The organism is Mucilaginibacter sp. 320_HR (assembly GCF_059691875.1).
Genome location: NZ_JCAWAI010000002.1, coordinates 543879 through 561275 on the forward strand (window position 1 = coordinate 543879; position 17397 = coordinate 561275).

18 protein-coding genes and 1 riboswitch are annotated in these 17397 nt (G+C 44.2%); of the genes, 11 read left to right on the forward strand and 7 right to left on the reverse strand.

All coding sequences use genetic code 11. The annotated features are described in order from the left end of the window. Positions 1-17 precede the first annotated feature (17 nt). Complete coding sequence (locus AC59GT_RS08010) at positions 18-1712, forward strand: S41 family peptidase (RefSeq protein ID WP_497237146.1); 1695 nt, start codon at positions 18-20, stop codon at positions 1710-1712. A gap of 14 nt (positions 1713-1726) precedes the next feature. Here AC59GT_RS08010 and AC59GT_RS08015 read toward each other — a convergent pair whose 3' ends face one another. The 4 genes from AC59GT_RS08015 to AC59GT_RS08030 all read right to left on the reverse strand — a co-directional run bounded on the left by AC59GT_RS08015 (position 1727) and on the right by AC59GT_RS08030 (position 6275). Next, positions 1727-3226, reverse strand: coding sequence for a M28 family metallopeptidase (locus AC59GT_RS08015; RefSeq protein ID WP_497237147.1), 1500 nt, complete (start codon positions 3224-3226; stop codon positions 1727-1729). A gap of 243 nt (positions 3227-3469) precedes the next feature. Then, complete coding sequence (locus tag AC59GT_RS08020; RefSeq protein ID WP_497237148.1) at positions 3470-3664, reverse strand: hypothetical protein; 195 nt, start codon at positions 3662-3664, stop codon at positions 3470-3472. A gap of 364 nt (positions 3665-4028) precedes the next feature. Beyond that, positions 4029-4958, reverse strand: a complete 930-nt coding sequence (locus AC59GT_RS08025; protein ID WP_497237149.1) for an SRPBCC family protein — start codon at positions 4956-4958, stop codon at positions 4029-4031. A 54-nt stretch (positions 4959-5012) separates the two neighbouring features. Then, positions 5013-6275, reverse strand: a complete 1263-nt coding sequence (locus tag AC59GT_RS08030; RefSeq protein WP_497237150.1) for a serine hydrolase — start codon at positions 6273-6275, stop codon at positions 5013-5015. Positions 6276-6320: 45 nt separating this feature from the next. Beyond that, a riboswitch (cobalamin riboswitch) is annotated at positions 6321-6514 on the forward strand. A gap of 129 nt (positions 6515-6643) precedes the next feature. Between AC59GT_RS08030 and AC59GT_RS08035 the strand changes: the two genes are divergently transcribed. The 4 genes from AC59GT_RS08035 to AC59GT_RS08050 all read left to right on the forward strand — a co-directional run bounded on the left by AC59GT_RS08035 (position 6644) and on the right by AC59GT_RS08050 (position 10731). Further along, the gene (locus AC59GT_RS08035; protein WP_497237151.1) at positions 6644-8596 is read left to right on the forward strand and encodes a TonB-dependent receptor plug domain-containing protein; all 1953 of its coding nucleotides are present in this window, start codon (positions 6644-6646) and stop codon (positions 8594-8596) included. Between the two features lie 52 nt (positions 8597-8648). After that, on the forward strand, positions 8649-9221 hold the full coding sequence (locus AC59GT_RS08040; protein ID WP_497237152.1) for a DUF6580 family putative transport protein: 573 nt from the start codon (positions 8649-8651) through the stop codon (positions 9219-9221). 94 nt (positions 9222-9315) lie between these two features. Continuing rightward, complete coding sequence (locus AC59GT_RS08045; protein WP_497237153.1) at positions 9316-10002, forward strand: SIR2 family NAD-dependent protein deacylase; 687 nt, start codon at positions 9316-9318, stop codon at positions 10000-10002. 12 nt (positions 10003-10014) lie between these two features. Beyond that, the gene (locus AC59GT_RS08050; protein ID WP_497237154.1) at positions 10015-10731 is read left to right on the forward strand and encodes a Dph6-related ATP pyrophosphatase; all 717 of its coding nucleotides are present in this window, start codon (positions 10015-10017) and stop codon (positions 10729-10731) included. A gap of 216 nt (positions 10732-10947) precedes the next feature. On the opposite strand, the gene AC59GT_RS08055 is transcribed toward AC59GT_RS08050, so the two are convergent. Genes AC59GT_RS08055 through AC59GT_RS08065 form a run of 3 tightly spaced genes read right to left on the reverse strand, consistent with a single transcriptional unit; the run spans position 10948 to position 12529 of the window. Next, the gene (locus AC59GT_RS08055; RefSeq protein WP_497237155.1) at positions 10948-11196 is read right to left on the reverse strand and encodes a hypothetical protein; all 249 of its coding nucleotides are present in this window, start codon (positions 11194-11196) and stop codon (positions 10948-10950) included. After that, entirely contained in the window at positions 11193-11906 is a 714-nt protein-coding gene (locus tag AC59GT_RS08060; protein ID WP_497237156.1) for a DUF3291 domain-containing protein, read from the reverse strand. The genes AC59GT_RS08055 and AC59GT_RS08060 overlap by 4 nt, the downstream gene beginning before the upstream one ends. Continuing rightward, on the reverse strand, positions 11903-12529 hold the full coding sequence (locus AC59GT_RS08065; RefSeq protein WP_497237157.1) for a hypothetical protein: 627 nt from the start codon (positions 12527-12529) through the stop codon (positions 11903-11905). Before AC59GT_RS08065 ends, AC59GT_RS08060 begins: the two co-directional genes overlap by 4 nt. Before the next feature lie 29 nt (positions 12530-12558). Here AC59GT_RS08065 and AC59GT_RS08070 point away from each other — a divergent pair, with 29 nt between their 5' ends. The 6 genes from AC59GT_RS08070 (at position 12559) to AC59GT_RS08095 (ending at position 17397) form a co-directional block, all read left to right on the forward strand. Continuing rightward, positions 12559-13035 (forward strand): GAF domain-containing protein, encoded by a 477-nt coding sequence (locus AC59GT_RS08070; protein ID WP_497237158.1) that lies wholly within the window; start codon positions 12559-12561, stop codon positions 13033-13035. Further along, positions 13035-13691, forward strand: a complete 657-nt coding sequence (locus AC59GT_RS08075) for an alpha/beta hydrolase (protein ID WP_497237159.1) — start codon at positions 13035-13037, stop codon at positions 13689-13691. The genes AC59GT_RS08070 and AC59GT_RS08075 overlap by 1 nt, the downstream gene beginning before the upstream one ends. Beyond that, a complete protein-coding gene (locus AC59GT_RS08080; RefSeq protein ID WP_497237160.1) occupies positions 13688-14290 on the forward strand; it encodes a DNA-3-methyladenine glycosylase in 603 nt (200 codons plus the stop codon). Before AC59GT_RS08075 ends, AC59GT_RS08080 begins: the two co-directional genes overlap by 4 nt. 40 nt (positions 14291-14330) lie before the next feature. Then, complete coding sequence (locus AC59GT_RS08085) at positions 14331-14828, forward strand: pyridoxamine 5'-phosphate oxidase family protein (RefSeq protein WP_497237161.1); 498 nt, start codon at positions 14331-14333, stop codon at positions 14826-14828. Between the two features lie 422 nt (positions 14829-15250). Further along, entirely contained in the window at positions 15251-16534 is a 1284-nt protein-coding gene (gene kynU / locus AC59GT_RS08090) for a kynureninase (RefSeq protein ID WP_497237162.1), read from the forward strand. Between the two features lie 5 nt (positions 16535-16539). After that, positions 16540-17397: a bestrophin family protein gene (locus tag AC59GT_RS08095; RefSeq protein WP_497237163.1), complete on the forward strand. Its 858-nt coding sequence runs from the start codon at positions 16540-16542 to the stop codon at positions 17395-17397.

Here is a 17397-nt window from a genome sequence, read left to right on the forward strand (position 1 = left end):
TTAAGCACATACAACTCATGAAGAAATATATCCTGATTGCCTTCGCGATCACCTTGCAGCTCACTACTGCTTTGGCAACTATAAAATCATCGCAACTTATCAGCAACCAACAAGTAAATGACCTTGTGCTGCTGGGGCGTATTTGGGGCTTGCTAAAGTACCATCACCCAGCAATAATAAAGGGCACTTACGATTGGGATGAAGAACTGATTAAAGTGCTGCCGGCCTATCGTAACAGTAAAAATACGAGTGAGCGAAATCAGCTGCTACTAAAGTGGGTAAGCTCCTTTGGCAATGTGCAGGACAGTAAAACTATACCCGACAGCCTTTTGACGAATGTAAAGCTTAAACCGGACTACGGGTGGATAAGCAAAAGCAACTTAATGCCTCAATTGGCTGATTTGCTTACAGCAATAAGTCATTATTCCGGTACGGAAGATCAGCATTACGTTAAGTTCATGGCCGAAGATGATATTGTGTTGCCATCATTTGTAAACGAAGCAGCCTACGCGCAAATGGCTTATCCTGCAGATGAATACCGCCTGCTGGCAGTTTACCGTTATTGGAACATTATTGAATACTGGTATCCTTACAAGTACCTGGCCGGGGTAAAATGGGAAGACTCCCTTAGACCATTTATAAAAGAAGCACTGGCTGCAGATGACGCGCTTGGCTACACCCGTTTTGTACAAAAAATGGTGGGCACTATACAAGACAGCCACGCAGTGGTTAGTTCCAGGCAAACCGAAGAACTTAAAGGGCGATGGGTGATGCCGTTTACAGTAAAATTTATGGATGGCAAAGCTGTAGTAACTTCTAACAGCAAGGACCTTCCCGCCGGTGTTGCTATTAAAACCGGCGACGTTATTGAGGCAATTGGCGGTAAAAGCGTTACTAAGATCATAGCGGATGAGCGCGCATATCTTTCGGCTTCAAATAGAGCGGTTGTACTACGTGAGATAGCTCGCATGATAACTCGCAGCACCGATTCTGTTGCTGATCTTACTATCATTAACAGCCAGGGCAAAAAGTATCCACTCAGGGTGAAGAACAGCCATTATACACTTAATGCAAGTGCACTGTACGACTTTCCTTACCAAAAAGACTCCAGTTGTTTTGTACTGCCTTCGGGCGTTATTTATTTAAATGCAGGTAAGTTTAAAGATAGCCAGGTAGCCTGGATAAAGCAACACTTGCCAGCTGCAAAGGGTTTGGTGCTTGATGCACGCCAATACCCCAGGACAGGAGCAGGGGCTTTGATCAATCTGTTGCAGACCCTTTTGATAGCTGACAAGGGTGCCATGAGCAAGTTCAGCACGGCAGTAAAAGGTTATCCAGGTTTGTTCCGGTTTGCAAAACCTTTTGAGATAGGGAAGGCAAATGCCGGTTATTACCGCGGTAAAGTTGCCGTGGTTGTGAACGAGGAAACACAAAGTACAAGCGAATTTTTAACCATGGCGTACCAATTGGTGCCAGGCATGAAGGTGGTTGGCTCAACCACAGCCGGGGCTGATGGCAATGTTAGCTATCCGTTTGCGTTGCCGGGAGGCTTTACAACTATGATAACCGGATTGGGTGTGTACTATCCTGATGGTAGAGAAACGCAACAGGTGGGTATACCTATAGATGTTAAGGTAAAACAAACAGTTGCCGGTTTCAGGAACCACAAAGACGAACTTTTGGATAAAGCCGTAGAGACACTTTCTAAGTAAAGAAATTAGTGCACCTACTTACTTGCCATGTTCCACAGCGTGAGAAAGGCTAACTGTGTTTGTTTCCTAAGCAGTTCGTAATTTACCTTATCAGGTGTATCTTCCGGCTTATGGTATTCTTTTACAAAGCCGCAATCGATCCGAACAAATGGGACACCTTTAACATAAAAGGGATACTGGTCTGATCCTGTAACCCGTCGTTGTGAAAACTTGGGTTGCTCGTAATAAGTGTCAAGCGTAAGCTTTAAAGCATCATTAGCATCGTATAATGATTGTCGCAAACCCCTGTTCAGTGTGTCCTTCACCAGTATGTAGGCGTAGTTAAGGCTGTCAGGAGCGTTATTCTTTTTATGAAGCGTATCCGGGCGACCAAGCATGTCTATATTGATCACAGCATGTATGTTACCAACCGCCACAACGGGATGCTCCGCAAAGTAGAAGGAGCCAAGCATGCCTCGTTCTTCGCCGGTGTACGATGCAAATATGATGGTTCGTTTTGGTTGGTAACCTTGCTTCGCTGCTTTGTTAAAAAGCGCGGCTACCTCCATTATAGCTGCTGAGCCGCTGGCATTATCAATAGCGCCCGGATAAATTATCTTCCCGTTCATGCCGTCATGGTCGTGGTGTGCAGATATAATTATGGCAGCAGCATTAGGGTCGGTTCCCGGTATCATGCCGATTACATTTGGTGCACTTACCTTAGTAAGTGTGCGGGTTCGGTTTACCGTAACGCTTGTTTTTAATTGCTGATAGGGTTTACTTTCCGGTACAGTCCAGCCATTATCAGCATCAACGTTTATGTTATCAGCCTTTAAAAGCTCCTGCAACATAGCTGCTGTAATGGCAAGTTCTGGCAAAGGTGCAGCTTCTGCAATTGCCTGGTGTTGCTGATAATGAGGTAAGAATTTTAACGCCCGTTTCATACTCGTAACACGTTCTACCCGGGGACTACTCCAAATAACCAACCGGGCGCCTTTAGTTTTTAAGGCCTTTTCCAGGCTGTCGAGATGTTTGGTGTCGGCCATTACCCCGTATTTTAATACAACTGCCATACCTGTAATATTCATTACCGGCAGGGTTTTATTTAATTCATCTATGGTGTTAAATGATGTAAGCACTACCGGTAAACTTGCAGCACTAAATGGAAGGTCGGGATATAGTTGCCATCCTTCAAATTCAGGTATTTCGCGGCCGTTGAGCACCATTGTTGCATGGTCATCAAACCGCGTAGCATCTACCGTTTGATAGAACGACGTGCCATTTGCGTAGGGTGCCTTTAAGTTTTTTTGTTTAAACCAGCCGGCAACATACCGGGCTGCCAATGTATCGCCGTGGCTGGCAAATATTCTGCCTTGCATTTTATTCGAGGCGAGCTTATACACCATGGTGCGCAGCTCGGCAGAGGAGCATTGCTGAGCAATGTTATTAATGGCAGATGGCTGAGCAAGGGATATGGTGACACTTGCCAATAAAAAACGCAACGGCAGGATAAATGTTAAACACTTGTTAATCATATCGCTAATATAATAAAAGGCGCTAAATGGTATTAATAGTCTAACCGGTATCTTAATTGCCGCTTAATCAAAAATTTATAAGTAGGCTATTTATCCGATTGCTGTCCGTTGGAGACATAGACCTGTAAAATGCTTTACCGGCAGCACCAATATGTATCGTTAGTAACGTCGCTATAGTCAATATTTATTTTTCGGGCGGTAACATGGCAGTAATTACTTGTTTACAGCCAAATAGTTGAGCTACTATTGTGTGTCTGAAGTGTCGATGTTATCCAGGCGGGCGTGGAGGTCACCTGGTAAAGCTGTATGCTCATTAAACCGTTTACGCAGCCTTGCATATTCCTGTCGCTCAAAAAGGCCGAATTTACTTTTAACATCATCCAGCAATGCTATAGCATGGTTTAGCAACTCCTTCAGGTTGGCATCGTGTGGTGTCATTAGCTTTGTTTTAGTTTACAAAGCTAATTAACAATTTAATTAAATACTAATTATTTTAGTATTTATGTGGTTGATAGGTTAATCATTTGTGCATGTTTTATAAGCAAGGAGTGATCGCGTAGCTATACTGCACATCAAGTTGCGACCTGAAATTGTTTCAGCAATTTAAAGTGTAACAACATCCTTGAAAAGTGTAACACAAACCTTAAAACTTTAACATGTTTAAAAATGTATATTTCATAGCATATTGGAAAACAGTATGATATGAATTTAGAAGCTAAAAAGGTGTATCAGGTGTAACACGTTTGTATGTTACACCTGATACAAGAAAGGCTTTCCGTTGGGAAAGCCTTTCTTGTTATGCTTATATACCTCCTGAAAGGTGTACGTCGGGCTTATGGCCTTCCGGGTCCGGATCTTCCTGCCAGTTGTTACCGGCAAAATCGCGGCGGTCTTCAGTTGTTTCCTGTTGCTCATCCGCTTGTGATTGCTGCTCCTGTTCGGCGGGTACTTCAGCAACAAATACTTCTTCTACCACTAGTACCGGTGGTTCATCGTAGGTTTCATCGTTGGCGCTGCTGGTTGCGTTGCCGCCGTCCTGCAGGTCCATATATTGTTTAAAGTTGCGTACGTCGCTATCCACCATGTTCTTAAACACCGGATTTAGCAAGTGCGCAACACCGCCGCCAAAGCCACCTGCCGGCGGGCGATAGGAGATAGTAACATCAACCAGGGTGCCATCACCTTCAGGGCTATCCTTAAAAGTAACCTTACCTGCATTATCAACCAATGAATCGGGCAGCGAGCTCCAGCCGATCTGATAACCTGGCGTATCATGCACGATCTCTGCATCCCAGCTTACCGCAGGTACGCCCAGGGGTAGCTTTAACACCCAGTGAGAACGTTTCTCATCAATAACCTCAACGCTTTCCAGGTGTTTCATGAAGAGCGGCAGGTTGTCCAGCTGGCGCCAGAAATCATATATTTCCTGGCGTGGCTTATTAATGAAGTATGATGAACGTATGTTAACGTTAACCGGTTCGGTAGAGTTGCGGCCCATGCGTGCATATAGTTCGCAATGCCCGGTAATGCCGCGGCTAAGCAGGTAACCGCCCGCTCCAATTTTAACTATACTCGAGAACGGGCTTTTAAATATTGATTTCAGCCCCGATAAAGCCAGGCGTGTGCCACCGGCAATAGAGAGGGTACGTTCGGCACTGGAGAGGTTAACCCCCGGCTCCTGATCCCTTACGGGTTCGCGCCATCTGCTGTTTAGTGTTGCTGTTGTTGTCATGGTTTCTAATGTGTTATCAGTTATCTAACAGCACATATACCATCGGGTTTTCTTTTAATGCAATTTATTTCCCTTGCTGTAAATAAACTTAAATTTTGAAAGGTCAGGCAAATACTTTTTCTTTCTAACGAGTTCATGCTGCATAATCAGCTGGCCAAGGTTTTTAAGAAAAGGTAGGCAAACGGTATCGTATTCGTACTTATTATCGTTAAGGATGCCGTCCTCGTTGGACTGTACAACGGCAGTCAGCATAAATTCAACCTTGTTCTTAAAGTCTACTATATAAGAGTTGTCTATGTCATAGCCGTATGAGTCGCCTACCTTATTGAAAATCCTTATATCGGGGTTGATATTAGCCAGGCTGTCGGCGCCATAGTAAAAAAACTTACAATAAGCAGGGTAGTAAGTGGGCCGCGCGTAACCGGGCTTACTGCTTTCTGTAGGGTACATACTCATATACTGGTAAATGAACTTGTAGTCTTCGGCACTTAAAACAAAACGTTCTTTAAAGGGGAACGCTTCAGGAAACAGCAACCTCCTAAGTACCATTTGCTGGTCTTGTAAAGGATACACATTTTTATCAGTGAAATCGAAGGGTTTCATTACCAGCTTGTCTTCGCTGTTAATATAACCGTTACCTTGCTGCATGTTTTCCAGTTGCATAGGATAGTTGTTGCTGTCGCGTTGTGCAGGTTTGGCGTAGACAGCTGCGTTATCTGCATAGAACACGACAGGGTTGGTATTACATGCATTTTCGCCGCCGTCGCCAACTGCTAGCCTCCCAACAACGCGGGTGTTATTAAGCCCATACTTTTTAAGTTTCTTATTGATCTCTTCGCGACCTACAAATTCGTATATGCGGTTATAAGCATCGTTATCGCTTACTAATAATATCTTTTTTATATAGTTGCTTATTGAAGGCTTACCTGTTTCTGATGAGGTATCCGTCATGACCTTCGTTTGGCCGGAGTAAGCACTATCTGTAATCATATCTGCGATTTTCAGGCTCTTAATACCTAACCTGTTCGCTTTTTCAAGAGCGAATATGGCAGCAGGCAATTTTACAGTACTGGCAGGGTAGAAATAATGTTTGGGATTAAGCCGGTAAGCATAAGAGGTAAAGTGCGGGAGGTTATTTTTATCACGATCAATTTGTGTGTAGATGATCTGCACCTCATTTTGAGCAGGATGTTTTAGTATGCTGCCGAACAGATCAGGCCGGGATTGCAACAGTTTTTTCAGGAACACGGTATCAGCCTTTTGGGCACATGCGGCACTGCCTAAAAACACCAGCAATATCAAGAGTCGAGTTGTCATAGGATAAATATAGACCCTTTTATTTGCGGATGATAATTGTTGTTGTACTTTTACCGCGCTTAAGGTTCCCGGTGTTGCCATCGGGATTAAAAGGGAATATGGTGTAAATCCGTAACTGTCCCGCAGCTGTAAGCTCCAACAACCAATGTCCATTCATATGGTCACTGTCGCCGAAAGGTGGCGGGAAGACCGGGCGAAGGGGAGCAAGTCAGAATACCTGCCTCAGCATCATATTATTCATAGCTTTCGTGGATTGAAGCCTGGATGTTACCTGCACTGCCCGTTGTGGCTGCGCGTGTTCCATTCTATTTATTCGTGCTATGTGATGATATGCGGTTTGCGCAATTACTATTTACATATATCACAACATGAACAAAGTTCTACTTAAATTATCCCTTCCTACAGTTTTATTAACCAGCTTGTTATGTGCTGAGTCTAAAGCGCAGGACAGCACCCGCTCCATAAATGAGGTGGTTGTTACCGCTACACGGTCGGCTAAAAAGCTACGTGAGACCGGCCGCGTTGTTACCGTGATTTCCTCACAAGAAATTGCAAGCGCACAGGGCAGGAGCCTTCCCCAATTACTGAATACAGTACCCGGAATTACCTTCTCCGGAGCTCAAAACGCACCTGGTCTTGCCACTTCAGTTTTCCTGAGGGGGGCATCAACCGGTAATACATTAATCCTGATCGACGGCTTCCCGGCCAACAACGCAGGATCTATCGATGGCAGTTACGACCTGAACGCTTTTCCTGTTGACCAGATTGAACGTATCGAAATTTTAAAAGGCAGCGGATCTACCCTTTACGGTTCTGATGCTGTTGCTGGTGTGATTAACATCATCACCAAACACGCGAAAACACAAGGATTGAAGGGGAACCTGCAGGCATCCGGTGGTAGTTATAACACTTTAAGGCAGTCCGCAGGGCTCAATGGCAAGTTAAACAAAACGGGCTTGGCTATTAATCTGTCCAACAATGATAGCAAAGGTTTCCCTGCAGCTGTTGATACCTTAGGTACCGGCACTTTCCGCAAAACTGGATTTCATCAGCGTTCGGCAAGCGTGAACGTTGACCAGGAGCTATCAAGAAAGTTTATATTAAACGGAAACCTGCAGGTAAGCCGCAATACAGGCAATCTGCCTAATGGCACGTTCACCAACGACGAGAATTATGATTATCGCAACACTTTTCTCTTTGGTGGGCTTGGCGCGACCGTGCTTCTGCCGAAGGGTGCTCTGAAATTAAAGGTTACGCAAAATACCGTTAAGAACAACTTTGAGAATCTTGGGCCGGATAACGACTCCACCCACCAGGTTACACGTAATATAGGCCGGATAACCAATGCAGAGGCTGTATTCAACTATGATCTGGGCAAGTACTTGGATATTACAAGTGGCGGCGGTTACAAGTATACCAATAGCAGCCAGTATAGCTTGTTCGAACAGGCTTTCTACCATCCCGAACCAAGTGTAATTCCCGCAGGTGCAGCAAACAACAGCATCAGTAGTGTTTATACATCATTGTTCTTTAAGTCGGATATCTTCCGCATAGAGGTAGGCGGCCGTTACAACCACCACAGTACTGCCGGCAATAAATTCACTTATACTATCAATCCGTCTGTGTTACTGGCAGATCAGTTGAAGATATTTGGAAACCTGTCTTCAGCGTTCAAAGCCCCCTCGCTGTATCAGTTAACGTCTCAATACGGCAACCTGGAACTTAAGCCTGAATATACAAAATCATACGAAGCCGGTTTCGACTGGGAGATCGTATCTAACACCCTGTCGTTCAATACAGCATTCTTCAAGCGTAATACCAGCAATGTTATCTACTTCTTTACCGATCCAAAAACATTCGCGTCAAACTATGAGAACGGCAGCTTTCAAAAAGACAAAGGTTTCGAAACAGAACTTAAATACAACAGTAAGGTGCTAACCGCCACTGCCTGGTATGCTTATGTAACAGGTAAGCTAACCGATGCTAAGGAACTACAAACCAACAATCTATATCGCCGTCCAAAAAACACTTTCGGTGCTAACGTAGCGCTTCAGGCAACCAAGCAAGTTTCTGTAGGTGTAACCTATAAGTACACCGGTGAGCGCCGGGATACTTACTTCAATCCGGTAAGTTTTAAAACAGACATCATCACTTTAAAGCATTACAACCTGGTTGATTTGCACCTGGGCTGGGCTGCAACAAGCAACCTGAGCTTATTTGGTGATGTTAACAACTTGTTGGACGTTAAGTATACAGATTGGGTGGGCTACAATACTATGCGCGCCAACTTCACCGTGGGTGCCAACTACCAGTTTAAATAGTGTTTTACATTGCAGAGGATTATCAATAAATTTGCTTCAACATAAAACTGATATGTCATTACAAAAGATCAATACCCGTAATACCGTACTTATCCTCATGATCATTGCAGCTGCGGCGTTCCGTTTTTTAAGCTACAAGTACACCGCGTTAAGTAATTTTACACCCGTAGGTGCTATTGCACTTTTCGGCGGAGCATACTTTACAGATAAATGGAAAGCTTACCTGGTGCCACTGGTTACCTTGTTTGTGAGCGACATTTTTATTAATTACCTGTATACATTTAAATGGGTATTGTTCTACAGCAGTTCTATATGGCTGTACGTTTGCTTTGCTCTGATGGTATTGGCAGGGTCGTTGATTAAAAAGGTTAACGTTGGCACTGTTGGGCTTGCTTCATTAGCGGCTGTGCTCATCCACTGGCTTATTATGGACTTGCCATGGCTATACGGTACTATGTACCCGCATACGCTTGCAGGATACGGTACTTCGTTGGTTGCAGCTATCCCATTTGAGAAAAATATGGTTCTCGGTGATCTTCTTTTCGGTACAATCCTTTTCGGCGGTTTTGAGTTAGCTAAAAGCAAGTACGCCGTTCTGCAAGGCAGGAAACAACTGGCACTTTAAGCTGGCTCCTGTAAAATATACAAGCGGCTTTGCATTTGCAGGCCGCTTTTTTGTTTTATAAAGACATCTTTTGCGGCCTTAACAATAACGATAAATGAAAAACATAATAGTACTCACCGGTGCAGGAATAAGCGCTGAGAGCGGCTTAAAAACCTTCAGGGATAGCGATGGATTGTGGGAAGGCTACAACATTGAGGACGTAGCAACTCCTGAAGCGTGGCAGCGTAACCCCGAATTGGTTCAGCAATTTTATAACGAGCGACGAAAAACTGTATTGGAGGCACAACCAAACGCTGCTCACCTGGCACTCGTGCGTCTACAGGAAAAGTATAATGTAACCATCATCACCCAGAACATAGATGACCTGCACGAACGGGCGGGATCTAAAAATGTGGTGCATTTACACGGTATTATCACCCGGGCGCAGTCGGGCATAAACCCCAATTTAACTTATCCCATAAATGGCTGGGAAATAAAGATGGGAGAGACCTGTGAACTTGGGTCGCAGTTGCGCGCCCATGTAGTGTGGTTTGGCGAGGCTGTGCCCATGATAGAAACCGCTGCACAGCTTTGTAGCGAGGCTGACGTGTTTATACTCGTAGGTACTTCATTGGCCGTATACCCGGCAGCCGGCCTTATCCACTATGTGCCGGCTGATGTTACCCGCTATATTATAGATCCAAATATTCCGGTTTCATCAGGGGCAAGGGTGGTAGAAATGCCTTATAAAGCTACCATTGGTGTACCTATGCTGGTAGATGAACTGCTCACAAACGCTTAACCTTAAAATTTAATGACGTCTTGTATATTTAACTGGAGCGGCGGTAAAGACAGTGCGCTCGCACTTTACCATTGCCTGAATAATCCGGAACTGGATGTACGATACCTGGTAACTACTGTAAATGATGCTGTTGATAGGATATCTATGCACGGCGTGAGGACAGAATTGCTGTTACAGCAGGCAGAAAGCATAGGCATTCCGTTGTACCAGATTCGTTTACCCGAAATGCCGGGCATGGAAGCGTACGATACAATTATGCGCGCTCACCTGGAGCGTTTTAAAAGTGAGGGGATCACACATTCCATCTTTGGTGACATCTTTTTAGAGGATCTGAAAAAGTATCGCGACGAGCGGCTGGCAGAAGTAGGGCTTACAGGTATTTACCCACTTTGGAAGCGCAATACCCGGGAGCTGATCGGCGAGTTTTTGCACCTTGGTTTCGGCACCGTGATAGCATGTGTGCAGGAGCGGCTGGAAGAATTTGTCGGCCAGGAAATAGGGGAAGAGTTGATAGCCAAATTACCGGATGATGTAGATGTATGCGGCGAGAACGGCGAGTTTCACACGTTTGTTTTTAAAGGTCCCATCTTCAAAAAACCTATCAACTACACCACCGGCGAAAGGGTTTTCAAATCTTATAATGCGCCCAAAAACACTAATGATACCTGCGGCGGCACTGCTCCTGCAAAATCTTTGGGTTTTTGGTATTGCGACCTTTTGCCTGCCTGACTTCGCATTAATTTGGCACATATACTCACCAAATTTAATTATTTAGTATTGTATAAATAACTATAAATCAGGTTTTAATATCTTATTTGGTGAACTTGAATGTTAATTAGACTCTACTTTTGAAGCAGAAATAAGTACTAATTGCAAAATTAAATTCTGTTTATTTGTTTAGTAAACCTGAAACATCTATTTACTAGCTACTTACAAAAGTTAGCGTTAGTAATTATATCTGTAATATGCTTCTTTGTAGTCTTTCAGCATATCAGCAAAACGGTCGGCAACAGTCTTTAGAAAAGCTTTATCCAGCAATTCAAAAACACTGTTTACACCATCGGTTAAATCCATCTCTGGAATTTTAAAAGTTTGCTCAAGAGAGCCTTTTTCTATCTTAACAATGAACTTTTGGTTCATGCTCAATATTGATATTTTAAAATCCGGGTGCGGGAGTTCTGCAATTATTCTCATGTGTTTTTAGTTGTGGTAAGAAGCCCTTGCAAAGGGTCTTGTCCGTTAATAGTTCCTGTACTACTGATGATCTCGAACCTGGCAAAAAGCTCCTCGCTGTACCAGCCCTCACTACGGGTTTTCTTTATCACTTCGGCGTGCTGCTTGCTGCCATAGGCAAAAGCTTTCATCTGGTCAAAACTCTCCCATATAGAAAAGGTAGCTTGCCGGTAAACCGGTGCTTCGCCAACGCCAATGGAGGTAATGTACCCGGGGGCAGTGGTCATTAGGTTAGCTACTTCATCCACGTGCGACCAAAAGTTTTTCAACCGGCTCATTTTAATGGTTGCCCGGGTGAGTACCGCTACTGCACCAGTTGTAATCTTGTTATCCGGTTTTCCAAAGGGTTCTTTGCCGTCCCACTTGCCATGGGCCTGCATTGGCCTGCATAAAATAGTCCAGCTTTCACGTCCCAGTAGCTTCCACCATTTGGCAACAAAAGAGCTTTCAGCAAACCGCTCATAATCTTCTATGCTGTCCCATGCGGCCATCAATCCCCACTGCTGCCAGTCGGGCTGCAGGTCGAACGTGCCGTTTCTGCCGCTGCCCAGCAGTTTCCAAAAGGTACAGCCCTGCTGCAGTGCCATTGGCAGGCGGTGTATGGCCATAGATAGCAATGCAAATGGAACCAGCGATTTTCTGTATCGAACAATGGTGAGGCTAACGATCAATTGAGGTTGTTTTTAGAAGCAAAGGTAAAACCGATAGTGGAAGGCTCGGGCCGATTTACAAGTAGTTTAGTTTTGTAATCTTCCAATTCGGTTTGATTAATTATGTCTCTATCGTATAACCATAAAAGGTTATTTGATATCTGATCTTGAGTTAAATATAGGGTATCATCAATATATCTGTTCAAATAGTACAATTTCTGTTTCGCATAGAATGAATTTACAAATAACTTTACTTCCTCTTCATTTGGAATGTTGTAGTATAAAGAAACGCCTTTGTTGCTGTATAATACCAGCAAGATGACGTTTTCGTATCTCATGTAAGCCAGAAAACAAAAAACACAAGCTAAGATTAGATAAACGATAATGTCGCCTATGCTACTACCTCCTTTCTCGAAGATATGCGAGTAGGTGCAGAATAATGCAAGAAAGCAAAATGCACCGGCAGCACCAGTTGACCATTTGTTATGACTTTTAGAGCGGTTAATCTTTTTAGTGATTTCTTCGAAATCGAACTCTAGCTGTAAGAAACTAAATGGTTTTTTAATTTTAACCTTAAGCGATTTGTCAGTGATCTCAAATATTTTGGTGGTAAACAGCCTTTGTTGCTTAAGTATAGCGGGCATTGCATTAATTTTGTTTCAAATATAACGAAATGGCAGAAGACCTACATATCATCCACTCAGCAACTAAGGCCGAGCAGTACGAATCACTTATTCCCCAGATTGAAGCACTTTTAACCGGAGAACCTGATTTAGTGGCCAACCTTGCCAACGTTTGCGCGGCGCTCAAGGAACAGTTTAAGTGGTTTTGGGTGGGCTTTTACCTGGTTAAAAATGGTGAACTGGTACTGGCGCCGTTCCAGGGGCCGGTAGCATGTACACGCATTGCCAAAGGAAAAGGCGTTTGCGGATCGGCCTGGGAGCAGGAAAAAACCCTGATAGTACCTGATGTAGAACTTTTTCCGGGCCACATCGCCTGTAGCTCCTTATCAAAATCAGAAATCGTTGTGCCTCTGTTTAGCAACGGGCAAGTTGTTGGCGTACTGGACGTTGATGCTGACGAAACCGACCAGTTTGATGAAGTTGACGAAAAGTACCTTACCCAAATAGTTGAGCTGATTAGGTTTTAATGACTAAGGTTTACCTGATTTCCGGCTTGGGTGCAGATAAGCGCCTGTACAAGAACATCGTTTTGCCTGATGGTTATGAGGCTATAACAACTGATTGGCTGCTGCCCTATCCGGAGGATACCCTAATAAGCTTTGCACAACGCATTATAGATACATACAAAATAGTTGATGGCGCTATCGTAATCGGAGTGTCCCTGGGCGGCATACTTGCCGTAGAGATTGCTAAAAAGGTAAAGCTGCAGAAAGTTATTCTGATATCGAGCATCAAAGCCGACAGCGAAGCGCCATGGTATTTTAAGTTGTTCAGGAACGTGCCTGTTTATAAAGGCATTCCGGGCAACCTCATGACCAAAGTCGGCTTTATGGTGCGGCCTGTGTTCGGCAAAATGATGCCCGACGATCTGGTATTGTTCAAAAGCATGCTGCGCAACTCATCGCCGGTATTTATGAAGTGGGCCATGCACGCGGTGCTGCAATGGCGAAACAATATTATCCCACCAAACCTTTATCACATCATTGGCGATAAAGACCAGGTTTTTCCGCCCGGCTACATTAAAGATCCAACAGCGGTGATCAAAGGCGGTACACACATTATGGTGTTCGACCGTGCCGCTGAGATAAATAAGCTATTGGCAGATATACTAAAACTACCGTGAAGTTAACTCCAGAATACTACAACAGCGACGACGTGGTTGCCTTAAGCCGCGACCTTATTGGCAAGTACTTATTTACCTGTATTGATGGTGAAGTTACCGGTGGATACATTGTTGAAACAGAGGCTTATGCAGGCGCAATAGATAGGGCATCGCATGCTTATGGCAACCGCCTTACCCCGCGTACGAAAACCATGTTTGAGCAGGGGGGGCTGGCATACGTTTACCTTTGTTACGGCATACACGAAATGTTTAACGTAGTCACTTCGGAAGCTGGACGCCCGCATGCCATACTCATTAGGGCTATACAGCCTACAGATGGTTTAGAGACCATGATGCGGCGCCGCAACATGGAAACAGTAAAGCCCAACATTACCAAGGGCCCCGGTTCGGTAGCTAAGGCATTAGGCATATCCAGGAACATAAATGCTTACAGTTTACAAGGCGATACCATATGGATTGAGGATAGGGGCCTTGTTTTTCCTGACAAGGAGGTAGCAGCAGGCCCACGTATCGGAGTAGATTACGCCGGAGATGATGCTTTGCTACCTTACAGATTTTATGTGCGTGGCAACATTTACGTAAGCAAACCGAACAAATAATTAACATAGCTGTTATACATTCATCTATAAAGAAAAACAGATGAGTGACTGGTCGAAAACAGAGAGCCTGAAATACCTTCAGGACAAAATTAATGAAGTTAGGACTGCTATGCTTACCACATACAACCCTGAAAAAGGGTTTAGCAGCCGCCCAATGGGTACAGCAGATGTAGACGCCGAAGGCAATATTTGGTTCTTCACCAATGAATTTTCTGCTAAAGTAAGCGAGATATCCGTAGAGAACACCGTATCGTTAACCTATTCGGATCCTAAGAACCATACTTACTTAAGTATTATGGGCGAGGCGGAAATTGTGGAAGACAAAAACAAAATGAAAGACCTTTGGAATCCTTTTATAAAAGCCTTTTTTCCTGAAGGCCTGGATGATCCAAAACTTGCTCTGATCAAAATTGCACCAACCGATGCAGAGTACTGGGACAGCAGCAGTAGCAGCATGGTGGTATTATTCAACATGCTTAAGGCGGCAGTAACCGGCAAAAGGTATGACGAAGGAAACCACGGCAAGATAGATCTGTAGCATAACATTAAATTCTTTAAGGCCGTCCTTTTTGAAGACGGCTTTTTTTGTGCATCAGCAATACGCCTTGTGCTTGAGTTCTCCTGAACTGGTGTCCCACTTTGACTTTTCTCAGGTGTCCCAAGCTATTGAATAACAAATACAATATTTGCCATAACAATTTGTATTACAGTGATCCAAGTATATCTTATTAAAGCTTTTGTACTGTCCCGCACTGTCCCGCCTTCGTTGTTCAACTTACTGTTAGTTAACATGTTAAGTATTTTGGGTGTCCCGGGTGTCCCACTCTAAAAGCGGGACACCTGAAAGAAGATCACGTGCTTGAACCAATACTGTCTATCAATTAATTTTAGCAACGTCAAATAGATCATGTTGATATTAATTTTGCGGTTTCTGCCTGTAAATGGTGAAATTAGTTGCCGATGATGTACCAGAACAATATAGACTTTGCCCGGGAGCTAGATGCTCAGGATGAGCTTAAAGATTTCCGTAACGAGTTCCTGATCCCTCAGCACAATGGTAAAGACGCTATTTATCTTTGTGGTAATTCGTTGGGTTTGCAGCCGCGGTCTGCAGCAGCTTACGTGCAGGAACAACTCAACTCCTGGCAGCACAACGCAGTAGAGGGCTGGTTCATGGGTAATGATCCTTGGCTGAGCTACCATAAGCCACTGCTAAAGCCTTTGGCAGATATACTTGGCACGCAGGAAAGTGAGATAACCATCATGAATTCGCTTACGGTGAACCTCCACTTACTGATGGTAAGTTTTTACAAACCAACCAGCAAAAGGTATAAGATCATAATGGAAGCCGGCGCGTTTCCGTCTGATCAGTACGCGGTAGAAAGCCAGGCGAGGTATCATGGATTTGATCCCAAAGAGGCTATAGTTGAAGTAGCGCCACGGCCGGGAGAACTTACGCTGCGCACCGAAGACATAGTCCAAAAAATAGATGAACATGCTGATTCACTTGCATTGGTGTTGTTCAGTGGAATTAATTACTACACCGGGCAACTGTTCAATATGGAAGCGATTGCCAAAGCCGGGCATGCAGCAGGCGCTTACGTCGGGTTTGATCTAGCACACGCAGCTGGTAACGTACCCGTTAAACTGCATGACTGGAACGCTGATTTCGCCTGCTGGTGTTCTTACAAATACATGAATTCGGGACCAGGAGGGATAAGCGGAGCCTTTGTGCACGAGAAACATTTTGGTGATACTTCTCTTGATCGTTTTGCTGGCTGGTGGGGTTACCGTCGTGATAAGCAATTTTTAATGGCACCCGGCTTTGAGCCCGAAGTTGGTGCAGAAGGATGGAACGTGAGCACGGCACCTATTCCGTTATTAGCGTTACACAAGGCTTCGCTGGATATATTTGCCCGTGCAAATCTAAACAGACTTCGAGCTAAAAGTGAGCTTCTAACAGGTTATTTGGAGTATTTGATTGCAGAGGTGAATGTCAAGATAGGACACGAGCAGTATAGCATAATTACACCAGGTGATAAATTGCAGCGTGGCTGTCAGCTATCGGTGGTTTGCAAAAGCAATGCTAAAGCTACCTTCAACTATTTAGCAGATAACGGCATTATTGGCGACTGGCGCGAACCTGATGTGATCCGCTTGAGTCCGGTTCCGTTGTACAATACATTTACGGATATTTATTCAACCGCAGAATGCCTTTTAAAAGCCTTTACAGACCTTAACTAACAACGATGGTATCTTACAATCCGCGGGAATGGTTCGCGCTCATATTCAAGTTTAACAAAGCCGATACTTTGCGCGAGCTTCTGCCACTGATGGCAACGGTTAGCTTGTATGCCGGACTGGTTACATTTTTAATGTTAGATGTATGGCAGGTACCGGAGACCAGCCTTATTCGCAAGATTATTTATGTGCATCAAACCATTGGATTCGTGTTCTCCTTACTATTGGCATTCCGTATCAATTCTGCTTACGACAGATGGTGGGAGGGCCGCAAACTTTGGGGAAGCCTGGTAAATAATAGCCGGAATTTGGCTATTAAGTTAAAACATCTTGTTGATAATCAAAATGCAACATATTTCAATTACATCATTCCCCTTTATGCCCGCAAGCTACGCGACCATCTGCGCGACCTTTACCGCGATGAAAGCACGCAGTTAATAGTGCTTGAGCCGACTAAACATGTGCCTAACCAGGTTGCTTCTGCTATCATTGGTAGGGTATATCAGCTAAATAACGCCGGAATAATTAACCCTGAGCAATTGGTAAGCATAACTGCAGAGATCACTTCTTTCACTGACATTTGCGGTGCGTGCGAACGCATCAAGAAAACACCAATACCATACTCCTATAGCGTTTTCATCAAAAAGTTCATCTTCATCTATATCATGACGTTGCCGTTTACATGGTGTTTCGATCTCAAGTACTTTATAATGCCAGTCATCGCCATTATTTTGTATGTATTTGCAAGTATTGAGTTGATTGCTGAGGAAATTGAAGATCCTTTCGGTTTTGACGAAAACGACCTGCCTGTTGACAGTATTTGCGAAGGTATCCAAAAGCACGTGGGCGAACTACTAGGCGAATGA